The organism is Filimonas zeae (assembly GCF_014641615.1).
GTDB classification, from domain to species: Bacteria; Bacteroidota; Bacteroidia; order Chitinophagales; family Chitinophagaceae; genus Filimonas; species Filimonas zeae.
Window position 1 is genome coordinate 749878 of record NZ_BMIB01000001.1, and the last position, 13267, is coordinate 763144.

General features: G+C 46.5%; 10 protein-coding genes. 5 read left to right on the forward strand and 5 right to left on the reverse strand.

The annotated features are described in order from the left end of the window. Window positions 1–19: 19 nt before the first annotated feature. The 3 genes from IEY13_RS03145 (at window position 20) to IEY13_RS03155 (ending at window position 5023) form a co-directional block, all read left to right on the forward strand. Entirely contained in the window at window positions 20–994 is a 975-nt protein-coding gene (locus tag IEY13_RS03145; protein WP_188950498.1) for a FecR family protein, read from the forward strand. A 68-nt stretch (window positions 995–1062) separates the two neighbouring features. After that, on the forward strand, window positions 1063–4245 hold the full coding sequence (locus IEY13_RS03150) for a TonB-dependent receptor (protein ID WP_188950499.1): 3183 nt from the start codon (window positions 1063–1065) through the stop codon (window positions 4243–4245). A 19-nt stretch (window positions 4246–4264) separates the two neighbouring features. Then, window positions 4265–5023: a DUF4397 domain-containing protein gene (locus tag IEY13_RS03155; protein ID WP_188950500.1), complete on the forward strand. Its 759-nt coding sequence runs from the start codon at window positions 4265–4267 to the stop codon at window positions 5021–5023. Window positions 5024–5256: 233 nt separating this feature from the next. Here IEY13_RS03155 and IEY13_RS03160 read toward each other — a convergent pair whose 3' ends face one another. From IEY13_RS03160 to IEY13_RS03180, 5 genes are all read right to left on the reverse strand, one after another. After that, entirely contained in the window at window positions 5257–6057 is an 801-nt protein-coding gene (locus IEY13_RS03160; RefSeq protein WP_188950501.1) for a hypothetical protein, read from the reverse strand. Window positions 6058–6069: 12 nt separating this feature from the next. Further along, a complete protein-coding gene (locus IEY13_RS03165; protein WP_188950502.1) occupies window positions 6070–6855 on the reverse strand; it encodes a hypothetical protein in 786 nt (261 codons plus the stop codon). A gap of 26 nt (window positions 6856–6881) precedes the next feature. Beyond that, window positions 6882–10325, reverse strand: a complete 3444-nt coding sequence (locus IEY13_RS03170; protein ID WP_229687699.1) for a TonB-dependent receptor — start codon at window positions 10323–10325, stop codon at window positions 6882–6884. A gap of 166 nt (window positions 10326–10491) precedes the next feature. Further along, the gene (locus IEY13_RS03175) at window positions 10492–11457 is read right to left on the reverse strand and encodes a FecR family protein (RefSeq protein WP_188950503.1); all 966 of its coding nucleotides are present in this window, start codon (window positions 11455–11457) and stop codon (window positions 10492–10494) included. A gap of 97 nt (window positions 11458–11554) precedes the next feature. Beyond that, complete coding sequence (locus IEY13_RS03180) at window positions 11555–12133, reverse strand: RNA polymerase sigma factor (RefSeq protein ID WP_188950504.1); 579 nt, start codon at window positions 12131–12133, stop codon at window positions 11555–11557. A 165-nt stretch (window positions 12134–12298) separates the two neighbouring features. Here IEY13_RS03180 and IEY13_RS03185 point away from each other — a divergent pair, with 165 nt between their 5' ends. Both IEY13_RS03185 and IEY13_RS03190 read left to right on the forward strand, forming a co-directional pair. Continuing rightward, window positions 12299–12547 carry a hypothetical protein gene (locus tag IEY13_RS03185; protein WP_188950505.1) on the forward strand — a complete coding sequence of 83 codons (249 nt, stop codon included), beginning with the start codon at window positions 12299–12301 and terminating at the stop codon, window positions 12545–12547. A gap of 66 nt (window positions 12548–12613) precedes the next feature. Further along, complete coding sequence (locus tag IEY13_RS03190; protein ID WP_188950506.1) at window positions 12614–13261, forward strand: RNA polymerase sigma factor; 648 nt, start codon at window positions 12614–12616, stop codon at window positions 13259–13261. The last annotated feature ends 6 nt before the right edge of the window (window positions 13262–13267 follow it).

The following is a 13267-nucleotide window of genomic DNA, read 5'->3' on the forward strand; positions in this document are numbered from 1 at the left end:
CTGCGTGTGGTAAGGGTATATGGATGAAAAACTGTTTCAGGAACTACTGGAAAAACAGGCGCGTGGTGCATGTACACCTTCGGAAGAAGCCGTGCTGCTGCAATGGTATGAAGCATTTGAGGTAACTGATCAGAAGCCGGTTGCTGATGAGGCAGAATATAGTTATGTAGAGCAGTTGATGCTAACAAATATTCAACAACATATCACTTCCCGGTCTGCTGCCGGTGCCAGTGAAATATCTCTGGCCGCGTGGTGGCGTAGCGGATGGGCGAGGGCTGCCTGCTTTGTTCTGTTACTGGCGGGCGGCATACTGTGGTGGAGCCTGGCTGAATTTCGTAAACCGGCAACTATTGCGTGGACTACTATTACTACCCAACAAGGAGAAAGGCATCGCGTATTATTACCAGATAGCTCTGTTGTATACCTGGATGGTGGTTCGGTACTGCAGTTTCCCGTTGCTTTTACCGGTGCTGAACGGCGGGTGAAGCTGGTTGCGGGCGAAGTATTTCTGGATATACATCCCAATACAAAACACCCATTTATAGTATATACCGCCAACCTGCACGTTAAAGTGTTAGGCACATCTTTCATGGTGCGCAACAGACTGCGGGATACTACCATAACCGTGGCCGTAAAAACGGGCAGGGTGGCGTTGCAGGCATCTGGCGATACCTCATTAGTACTGGCAGCAATGGGTAAAGCTGTGTATGATAAACATCGACAATCCATGCAGCAGATGCGCTGTGATAGCAGGGCTATCAGCGGCTGGGTAAATAATGAATTGTTTTTTGAAGATGATACACTGGAAGCTATTGCAGAAGTGCTGGCCAATAGTTATGGTATGAAATATATTATTACGGATGAAGCTTTAAAACACAAGCGTTTTAAAGCAGGCTTTGTGCATCGTACGCCGGATGATATGTTGCGGGTGCTGAGTAAAATGGGCGATTTCCATTATTCCATTAAAGATTCTGTTATCAGAATATATCCATAAAAAAAGACCATCCTGTTCTCACCAGGATGATCCTTATCAGAAAAATAAACTCAGGAATGAACAAAAGTATGCAAAAAAACTCTGTGAAAGGGAAGGGGAATCTGCGCGCATTATCCCGTGCGCTGCTGGCAGGTATCTGCTGCCTGCTGTTATTGCCGGAAGGCCGGGCCAGACAGCAGGAAACAAAGCTGGATGCTGATTTTACAAACGCGCCGCTGAAACAGGTGTTTGCTAAAATAGAAGCTGGCACCGGTTATCTTATTAACTATGCCCGCCAGGAAGTAAACGATGAAACCCGTGTAACATTGCACCTGAAACAGGTTACGGCCAGAGAGCTGTTAACTGCAGCGCTTAAAAACACCGGCTATGCTTTTTCCGTTGATGGTAATATTATTATTGTAAAACGAAAACCGAAAACAACGGCGAATGGAAAGGTGGCTGGTACAATAGTAGATGAAGAGAGTGGCGAGCCACTACTGGGTGCCACAGTGCGTATAGGTGATCAGGCAATTATTACTGATGTAGATGGCGCTTATACATTCACGCTGTTGCCGGGTAATCACTATAAGGCAGATGTTACTTCGCTGGGTTACGGCACCAAGCAGGTAACGGATATTCAGGTTACTGCTGATGCGGTGCAACAACTGAACATAAGTCTGCGGCGGGCAAAGGGGCAGCTGGAGGGCATTGTAGTAAAAACTTCTGCCCGTAAAGAAAGTGCGGAAGCTTTGTATGTAAAGCAGAAAAATGCAGCAGGGGTAACGGATGGCATCAGTGCTGAACAAATAGCCCGTACGCCGGATAAACACCTGGGCGAGGTGTTGAAGCGTGTAAGCGGCGTAAGTACGCTGGATAACAGGTATGTGGTAGTGCGTGGGCTAAGCGAGCGGTATAATGGCTCCATGCTTAACAATCAGCTCATGCCCAGCACCGAGCTGAACAGAAAACAGTTTTCTTATGATATTATACCGGCGCATCTGGTAGAGAGTATGATTGTATATAAAACGCTGACGCCCGATCTCAGTGCGGAGTTTGGGGGCGGGCTGTTGTCAGTAACTACCCGGTCCATTCCCACCAGCAACTTTTTAACCGTAACAGCTGGCAGCAGTTATAATGATTTAACTACCGGAAAACCTTTCATCAGCCAGCAGCTGGAAGGAAGGGAGTACTGGGGGCTGGCGGGAAAGAACCGGGCATTGCTGGGCAGAACCGACTGGAAGTATGCTTCTGATGTGGTGAATGCCTTTGAGGGAGCCGGAAAATCGGCAAAGCTGTTCAGCAATAACTGGGGCCTGTATCGTATGAATGCACCATTATCGCGTAACGGCGAACTGTCGTTCGGTAAAGTAATGCAATTAAGTAGCAGGCATAAGCTGGGCATAACAGGTGCCACAGGCCTTCGTAATACCTTTCAAACGCAGGAAGTGCTGATGAGCAGAGATGGGTTTAACGGTGCGTTTGTGGAAGGCGAAGATCTGGCCAATTTCGGTGGTCGCCGTTATGGACTTACCAGTAATCTATCGGGCTTGCTGGGAGCGGGGTACAGCGGACCCACCGCTAAGATAGAACTGCAGGGATTGTACCTGCAATTGCTGGATCAGCAGCTGATACTGGGTTCAGGAGATCATCAGGACCCTTCCGGGTTTTATGTAGGATATTATGATCTTACACAGCAAACGCGCATGCTGCAAAGCCAGCTGAAAGGCGAGCATGCTATTGGTAAAAAGGGAGTCAGGCTGAACTGGATGGGTAGCTATATTCTGCTTAACCGCGAGCGCCCGGATAACCACCAGTTCAAAGCCAGTATGTTGCAGAAGGTAGATGTGAACAATGTAGAGGAACTGAATATTCAGGCTCCTTTCAGCAGTGGTATTTCTGCGGGTGCCTTGCGCTGGTGGACAAAAGCAACGGAAAATAATTACACCTGGAGTAGTGATGTGTCGGTTCCTGTTTCCCTGCAGCTGGGCAATAAAACACTGACCAATACCATTAAAACAGGCTATACCGGTTGGCATAAGAGCAGGTTTTTTTATGTACTCAATACCGGTTCCAAATATGATATGACTTATTTTGCTCCTTTATCCACTGCGTTTGACAATAATAAACAAGGAGAAATCTATTTTAGTCCCTTTGGGGATGACTTCCATCGCACCGCTTCTCTACACGCCGGATACGCTATGCTGGATCAGCGCCTGGGCAAGCTGAGGCTGGTATGGGGCCTGCGGGCTGAATATTACAACCTGAACAGCGCAAATGCGTTGCTGGATTCTTTATTTAAGGAAATCAATAGAGGCCGGGGAGGTAATAACAGTTTTGACTACAGTGATATTAACAGCCGTGAGCCTAACTGGAATTTATTCCCATCTGCCAACCTTACCTATAAACTTACAGAGCAGATGAACCTGCGTGCGGCCTACGCTAAAAGCATTGTACGGCCCGACCTGCGTGAAATGTCTTTCTTCCAGGAATATGATTTTGAACTGGGTGGGTCTTATGGTTCTAATCTGGTGCGCTCTACCATTATGCATCATTACGATGTAAGGTATGAGTGGTATCCTGGCCCGGGTGAGGTATTGTCGCTGTCGCTTTTCTATAAAGATATCCGTTACCCCATGGAGATTTACAAAATACCCGATCAGCGTACTTTTTATCTGAGAAATAACAAGGCGGCTACTAATAAGGGTATTGAAGTAGAGCTGAGAAAATCGCTGGCTTTTACTCAGTGGCCTGTGGTTAAAAACCTTACTGTATATACAAACGGTACTTTTCTGGCCAGTGAAGTAACGCCCATGGTCATCAACTATAATCTGCTTAATCCTGATGATCCGCTGAAGGTTACGCCTGTAGAAACAGTACTGCCCAAAGAAAAGCGGCCGCAGGCAGGTGCCAGTAACTATATGTTAAATGCAGGTGCGTATTATGATACCAAACCTGTATCGCTAAGCCTTAGCTACAATTATGTAAGCAACCGTTTGCTGCGTTTGGAAGAAGTGTATACGCGGTCTATTTTCGAGCGCCCACTTACAGCGCTGGATGCGCAGATAGCGGTGCGTGTACTGAAGCGGAAAGGAGAAATAAAATTAAATATATCTAACCTGCTCAACAGTGCTGCGCTGGCTTATGGCAACAGGTATGACGGTGAGGGGGTGCCTCCTTTAAGCCAGATGTTATATAAAAAGGGCGTAGATGTTGTTGATTACAGTGGTCGCCCCGGCAGAACTTACTCTATATCTTTCTCTTATCGTTTTTAAAAACTTATATCGTTCTTTTATGCGAAATATATTTATCTGTGCAATACTGCTGGTATTCTTTGTCGCCGTACTACCCTCCTGTAAAAAAGGCGACCTGATAACCGGCAAAACAAACGGTGCGCTGCAGGTTGAGTCGCTGGCGCTGCCCAATACCCCTATTATGGATATTTATTTTAAAGGTGTATTGCTGGATAGCGTTTTTCCGGGCGGTACAGCAGGCATCTCCCCCATGATGATTGTAACAGCCGGAGATACGGGCACCGTGGCCTTTACCAGGCATGATACAAAAGAGGTATTACTGGATACGGTGGTGAGCATACCGGCCAACCAAAAGCTTGCATTTCGTATTGCCTGTAGTGAAGAGTTGGGAATCAGAGGGTTTATGGGAGAAGCAAGCACGGTACATGGAGACTCCTGCAAGGTGCGCTTTTTTAATCAGGTCACCAGCCTGCAGCCAGCTGGAGTGGAGGTGGATCTTTGCCTGTTCAGATTCAATGCGGCCACAGGTGATTATGATGAGTTTTATACCTTTCCTGCTTTTGCCAGGGGCCAAATGACAGAGGCAGAACTGACCTTGCCTGTAGTAGATAAAGCGGGGGAGTTGCTGCAGTATATTGCCCGTTTGAGAGATAGAGCTACCGGGGCTTTTCTGGAGGATGAATTTCCAATGAAGGAAATAAGTCTTTCGTTTTATGGTGGAGCTTACGTAATCTGTATCATTAACCAGAGGGTGCTCCGGAATAAAAACAGATTTAACAGCTCCAGTATTCTGTTATAGGAGAGAATTAAGCGCACCCCTTATTTCACTGGGAATGTTTCCGGAGGCAACAGTTGGGCGTCCGTCAGTATTAGTAATTTGCGGGTTCAGTATCAGGGAATTTCCAAACGAGGTATGCCGTTAGGTTAACACCTTCCGATACTTTTTATACAGGCACCGGTTCTCCGGCGTGAAAACAGCTGTCTGCAGTCAACCACAGACAGCTGTTTGTTTTTTAATAGCTGATTATTCTATCAGTTTCTGTCGGGGTGAAAGAACAGCCGGCTGGTTTCCAGTGTCCAGTCTCCTGGCTTCAGAAACCAGGATAATGTTACGCCTGTTTCTCCGGCTTTCGGAAAGCCCATGCCTCCAACGGATCGTTTGCTGGAGCTTTCATTATCCCGGAAGGCCCACTGATCGGTGGTGCCGGGTTTGGTAAAACAAATACTCGCATTGCTCAGTTCGTTGTTGCTGTCAAATGCTGTATCAGCAGTATAGTCTATCTGTATCCAGGTATTGGGTTTTACATTTTTAGCCAGCCAGGTACGATATTCCTGTCCGGAGTTGTTGTCTATCCTGTAAAGAGATATGTCAAACGGCTCATCATTATCTGTGTAACTAATGTAAAAGCCCAGTGGGTTAGCAGCAGTGCCGGTAGCCGGTGCAGGTACTGCTAACTCCTTTCCACCAACATACAGATAGTTGAAGATGGCTTTAGTGCCTGCGATGGGCAAAGCCTGGCTGAAAACTATTTTTTGGGTGATAGTATCCAGCAGCATTACGCGTTGCGGTGGCTGGTTAACAGGGTAGGTGTATACTATATTGAATTCAAACACAGATGCTGGTTTAATCAGGTGTTTGCCGTTAGAAACCCAAAGGCCATAAGCGGTTGTATCTACTAACACCTGAAGGGCATTGTCCGATCCGTTATAGCCGTTTATCACAATCTGCATAGCCTTTTGCTGGTTCAGGTTTTCTTTGTTGCAGGCCGTAATACTCAGTAACAGCAGTAATACCCATATCCCTTTTTTTGTATACTGGATGGTTGCGTTCATGAATGTTTTCTTTTATAATTCTAAATCTTTATTAAACCTCATTACACTTCCTGAAGGCAGTTCGCTGAATATATATAGTTTAGAAGCGGCAGCGGAGGAAGCGGGTTTAGGAGCAGTTGAGGAAGTGGCGTTGAAGGTATATGCTGACCCCTGAGTGTAAAACTCGTTAGTGCCGGCTTTATATACATATACCAGAAACAGTACGGATGTGTTTTGTCCGTTATACGGCTGGCTGGCGGTAGAAAAGGTAGATAAGGTTACAGGTGCTGTAAATTCATACGGCTTTACATTTTTTATCCGCGTAATTTCTTCAAACACCTTTGGGGTAAAATAATATTTACCCAATACAATATCTACCGGTTGAGTGTAGCCCGTAATGGTGGGCTTAAACATATAGGTGAGTTTGAGCTTTCCTTCTTCAACAGATGGTAGTTCCGGCATGTCGCTTACCTTGCCATCCATATAGAAAAAGCTGATGCTAACAGGAGTGTCTTCTTTTTTCAGGTCTTTCTCCATAACCACTTTCCCTGTTGCTTTTTCTCTGATGGTTAATCTGGCGTTTTGCTGTCCGTTGGGGAACACATATACCTGCCTGGCATCAAATGCGCCGTTACTAAATTCCATTAGCTGAACGGTATCTACTGTTACTTCCAGTGGTTCTTTGTCGCCGTTATAACCTTTTACAGAAACGGTGAGCACATTGGCATTATACAAAAGAGTGCCCTGCTTGCTGCACGCCGCCAGCGTTAACAGCAACACGCCGTTGAAAAGCGTATAAAGTATGTTTTTTGTTTTCATTATTTGCTTTTGTAAAATCTGATAAATTAAAACGTATAAGCAACAGACAAACTGAAGGAGGCGCCCACTTTTCGTACAAAGGTTTCCCGGTCGCCCATTCTTGTTTTGGTTTTTCCATCGGCAGAAAGTTCATAGTTCCCTTCTTCAAACTTGCGCGAAAAGCCGGTTTTCCATTCATAAATATCATCCCATTCTGTAGCGGTAATAGCAGAAGTGGCAAGGCCCTGCCACTTGTTCTGCAGTTTAAAGGTGGCGGCGCTGTTAATGTAAAAGCGATAAGGGTTGTTGAGCAGATTGCTCATGTTAAGCCTTACATTTAGCTTTCTGTTTTTTAGAAAAGCATAGCTCAGCTGCGCATCCAGCTGGTTGCGGGGCCGCTCGTATTCTACAATATCCGGGCTCATGCCTGTGGCAAAGGTTTTATACCCCATATGGTTAAAAGCAATATTGGCACCAAAGCGCTTTCCTTCGTACTGCCATCCTATGTTATACAGTACGGGTACCTGGCCGTACAAAGGGCGTTTTTCCTTAATCATTCTTTTGCTGCGGTATTCATACCTGATCCCGTTTTTATCTTCTGTCATTGATTTTTCTTCAAAGCCACTGGCCTGTACGGTAGAGCTTTGCAAGGTAAGGTTGCCGCTCAGGTATACATGCTGCAGAAATGGCCAGCCAGAGTTTATAAAGCCGAGGTTTTTACGCATATCCAGCTCCCAGCCATGTACTTTGGCCCATTCGGAGTTAGCGGTGTTCACATATACCCGAAATCCCGCATCTATGGCGTTCCGGTACAGCTCTACCGGCTTATCAAAATATTTATAAAAATAGCCCAGGGTAAACACTTCACCTGCTTTGGGGTACCATTCCAGGCGCAGGTCGTAATGGTCAATTACGGTAGACAATACACCTTCATTGCGGCGGTAAGCGCTGATGGCGGGGTCAAAGCGTATCATCCGGGAGTTTTCAATCAGCGAGGGCCGTACCACAGATTGGGAATAAGCTGCCCGGATATTTACATCCTTCCATGGGGTTGCAGTAATGCTTGCGGAAGGCAGATAGCGCCATGTTTTTTCCTCGTTCTCCGGGGCCGCAAAAGGGGGGATGATCTTGCCGGTTGCCGGATCTACATATTTCAGTTGATCTCCCTGTTTTATAAGTGCATCTATAGCAAGGTCGTTGGTACCGTTTTTCAGCCTTTCGTACTGATAATATTCCGCCCTTATGCCCCACACCACACGCAGCCAGCTGGTAAGGCGGTTATCAAGCATACCGTAAATAGCCTGATGGGTGTTTCTGCCTTTGTAGCCGTTGCGCGAAAAAGCAGCAGGGTAGTAAAGCAGGTCTTTTAACGGATCTGTAAAGCCCAGGAATGACTGCCACTCCTGCACAGGTACCTGCGCATAAGTATTGCTGTTGGTAACGGTGCCAATGGGCAGAATAAGCCAGTCATATAAGCCTTCCTTTTCCATAAACTGGTAGCCTGCTTTTACCAGCTGTTTTTGTCCGCGTATATTTGTTTGATAACCCAGCGATGCCTCTGCTATTTTATTCACTTCCTCATACAGGTATTGCGCTCTGTTAAAGGTGCCGCTGCCAGGGTTGGTAACAGAGCTGGGTACTACGTTGTATATAACGCCGTTACGGGTGTTTACGGGCTTTAACCAGGCTTCTATAGCATCTTTTTCCAGGTTGGTAAGTTTATTGCGTGCTATGTTCCAGTCAAACCGGAAATGGCCGAAGTTATGTTCACCATTGATGCGGTTCTGTAACATGGTTATAAACTTAGGGCGGTCATATTCACGTATTTCCGGTAAACTGTCATAGCCTATTTCATTGCCCCAGCCTACTGTGCGGGTAAACTGGTTACTAAACACGCGGGAATAGAAGTTGCGTGAAGTAATTTTATGATGCTTCGATTCCCATCCCAGGTTAAACAGCGCGCCCCAGGTGGTGTTGAAGTTATACTGGTGGGCATAGGTGTTCTCCAGTTCTTCTCCCGTTGCTGCATCATAGGCGGGGTTACCAATCTTTTGCCAGTTGCCTCTTTCAAAATGAGGTATAGCATCAGTGGACTGCTCATTGCGGTAGCTTAATGAGCCCACAAACCCCACACGACCGTTCCGGAGGGCATAGTTGCGCCCCAGGCTAAACTGATAGTTTTGTCCCGGTGCTGCTTTGTAAGTACGGGTGCCCATGCGTTCCAGACCTCCTATTTTTTTATTCTGTTCCGCTATCATGGCAGGGGTAATGGGTGTTATACCTGGTGAGGGAATAGCGTTGGGTTTGGCAGGATCATAGTTTTTACCGTCAAAGGTGAGCAGCGCATCAGGAAAATGGTTTCTGCTGCCATCGTCAAAACCCAGATAATCGTTTTTGCCACGGCCATAACCCAGAAAGTCTTTGCCGGTGCTGCCTGCAATGTATTTGGTTCCTGCGCTGAGCGTGATGAAATTTTCGTTGGGAATGGCAAAGGTATTTACCTGTACCAGACCTCCACCAAAACCAAAGCTCATATCGGGTGTGGAGGTTTTGGCCACAATTACATTATCTATCAGGTTACTGGGAATGATGTCAAATTCAAAATCACGCACCTGTACATCTGTACTGGGCAATACAGCGCCGTCCAGCATAGCCACGTTATACCGTTCTGCTATGCCACGCACTACTACCCGCCGGTTATCGTTGGTGCTTACACCGGAAATACGTTTCAGTGTTTCGCCCACATTTTTATCGGGCAGGGCGGAGATCTGTTCCCGGCTGATGCCATTGGAAATACCGGCTTCGTTTTTCTGACGGATGTACAGGGCCGCAATGGATTCCTTAGCCACCGTAGAACGGATGATTATACCGCTTAAAGTACTATTGTCTCTTTTCAGAGTTACATTTAGCTCAGAAGACTGACCGCTTTTTACTTCAACGTCTGCTATCAGCTTAGAGCCATAACCAACAGAAGATACCTCCGCTTCATATTTGCCGGAGGGCAGGCTGAGGCTGAAGGTGCCGTCTGCATAGCTGATAGCACCTGTATTTCTTACGCGTATGCTTACGTCTGAAATGGGTGCGCCGGTAGCTTCATCCATAATTTTTCCTATGATACGGCCGGCATCCTGCGTGGTGGCCGACGGACTGGCTGCACCGGCAGGAGTGGGGGAAGGCTTTAGCACTATAGCCCCGCTGTTACTGATAGTATACGTAATCCCTGCTGTTTTATGCAGCAGTTCCAGTACTTCCTTTACCGAAGGGGTGGCATGAGTAAAGTGCAGCGGCTTCTCTAACCGTGCGCTTACTTCTTTTCCGAAAGTAAACTGCACAGGCTCCGCTTTTTCTATAAGCGCAATTACTTCTTTGCCCTTTATCTCTTTCCGGGGCAGCTGAATAAGCTTAGATAACTGCTGTGCCGGGATAGAAACCAGGGCAGTCAGCATAATGATGATAAAAAAACAGGTGATACGAAGTATCCTTTTTGACATAACTTTAGAAATTAAATGTTACAGACTCTTTGTGGGACTGTGTGTTTTACTGATGCAGCGCCGGTGGTGAGATACCAGCGTAGCATAATCCGGTCTGATAACGCAGACCGGTTTTTTATTGCATTAATGGTTGGGCTTGATCATGCAGGTAATAAGCATTTAAGGGTTAATAAATAATGATGCGGTTCTTTTCCTGTTTATATTGAAAGCCGAGCGTTTCAGCCAGCAACGACAGTGCCTGGGTAAGTGACTGGTTTTTGAGGCGGATAGTCACAGATTCCTGTTTCCATTTAGCACCGGTAATTTCTATAGGTATATTGTACCAGTTTGAAAGGCAGTGCGCTACTTCTGCTAATGGCGACTGGTTAAAAACCATTCCATGATTCCACCATTCGCAAACCATAGCAGCATTTACTTCATCAACAGCAATGCGCTGGTGCTGCACATCATACAGTAAACGTTTGCCGGCGGTCAGGCTTACCGGTTGCCGGTTATTGTATTGTACGCCTACTTTGCCGGTACGTACTACTACAGAAGCATATAAACTATCCTGCGCCATCACTTCAAAAGAGGTACCCAGCACCTGTGTGTTTAGCTGATAGGCCTGTACATAAAATGGCCTGGAAGCATCTGTTTTTACTTCAAAAAACACCCTGCCGGTTATGGCCACCCGCCTGTCGCTGGCATTAAACTCCTGCGGAATGGTAAGGGTGGAGCCCGGGAAAAGATGGGCTACCGTGCTATCCGGTAACCGGGTGGTTCTATGCGAGCCGCGGAGTGCAGTAATGGTTTGTGCAGGCGAACTTTGTTTGGTAGGTAGTATAGTGTATAACCAAAGGCTTCCGCAGATAAGAATAAGGACTGCTGCTGCCGCATAACCTGGCCACCAGCGTTGCCGTGTAATGCGGTGTAATCTGCCTGTTGCGGGTGCAGCTGAAACGGATGGTTGGTGGGTGGCTTGTGCAATGGATTGCCATAAGGCAGAGCGGGTGGCTTCCCGGTGTGGAGCATTCAGCAGCCGTGCATCTTCCGGCCGTGTGTGCAGCCATTTCTCTATCCATTCTTTTTCCTGGTCTGTTGCTGTGCCTGCCAGATACCTTTCAACAATTTCTCCCAGCTTTTCTATATTCATATTACTCCGGAACATTAACGTTCCCAACCATATGCGTGCAAAGCAGGTGTGTTTAACTATCCGGTATTGTTACCAAATTGTTATCAGGTTGGTGCGGTTAAAATCCCTGGAGAAACGCAGCTGCAAGAAAGGCTTCTTTCAGGTGCTTTCGTAGCTTCTGATAACTTGTGTTCAGCTGATTGCGAACGGTTTGTTCTGAGGTATTCAGTAGCTGGGCTATCTCTTTTACCGACAGGTTTTCCTGCTGGTGCAGGCGGTATACCTGTTGCATTTTTTCCGGTAACCGGCTTATTTCATCTTCTGCCAATGCCTGTAATTCTTTCAGATGCAGCGGATCTATATAGCCGATAAATTCCGGTAGAATGGTGGCTTCCAGTTCCGTTTTGCGTTCTGCCATTCTGGATACGCGTGCCAGGTGCCTCAATACTTCGTATTGAACAGCTGCATGCAGATAAGCTGCCAGGGTGGTTTCAATGGTAACCGTAGCCCGACGTGTCCATAACCCAATCATTACATTCTGTACCACATCCTGTGCATCGGCTTCAGATTTTAAACGGTTATGTGCATACACATACAGCTTTTCCCAGTATTGGTTGAAAAGATTTTTAAATGCAGGCCCGTTGCCCTGCTTTACCTGAAGCCATAAATCTGAATCAGCTGGTTTATCTACTGTCATGAAGTGTGGAAGCAGCTATGCCCCGCCGCAAAATTATATTTGTTTATTGCTAATTGTAAAGTGGTGGTTTATGGTTTCTTTAATTTTTTCCTACAGGTGTTGTCTCATGCGGGTAATGTGTATTGCAAAGGGAAGGCGTAACTTTATACGGCTAAATAATACGTTATGGATAAAAGAGAAACGCTGCCTCCGGGCGAAAGCTTTTACGCTCTGGTAATGGAACTGTACAACGAAAAGAAGAAAGTAGGCATTTTATATGAAAACAGTGGTGTAACCCGGGCCAACGGATTTATTGAAAGTGTGTTTGAGCAGGATGGGAAACATTGGTTAAAGATGGATGACCAGACGGTGATAGCCATTGAAAATCTGTATGCTATTAACGGAAAGTTCTCCTCCGATTACTCTGAGTGTTAGCCGATAACGTTTTGCCGGGGGCTTAAACCCACGCAAAACTTTTTGCTTTTGGTAAAAAACAATAGTTTGCAGCAGTATAAACGCAACAAACTGCTGAAAACGATTCGCGCATATGATGAAGGGGATTTGCTTGCCCGTATAGCAAATGGGGAGGAGCAAGCCTTTGATGTGGTATATAATGAATTGTATCCCCGGCTGGTATATTTTGCCCGGCGGTATGTGGCTGGCGAGCCGGATATTGAAGAAGTTGTCAATGAGTCGTTTGTGAAATTCTGGATGCGGCGCAACCGCTTCGATGCGCTCACAAAAATTAAATCCTTTCTCTATACCACCACCCGCAATGCGTTAATTAATCTGCTCAGCAAGAATAAGGTAACACCTGTAATTGCGCTGGAAGAAGATACCCTGGAGGGTATGGCGGCTGATGACGATCCTTTTTACCGCAGGGAAGCAATTTTGTCTGATGTGCTGGGGGCTTTGTTTCATGAAATTGAACAGTTACCGGAAAAATGCCGGGAAGTGGTACTGCTTACCTACCGCGATGGGCTCAACACGGCGGAAGTGGCGGAGCGCATGGGTATTTCTGTATCTAATGTAACCTCCCAACGTAGCAGGGCCATGCAGCTGCTTCGTCTGGCATTGGCGGAACGCTATCCTGTTGCGCTTACCAGCCTGTGTTTCCAATGGCTCAATCACTTTTTTTCGGGGTTCTAAAAAAAA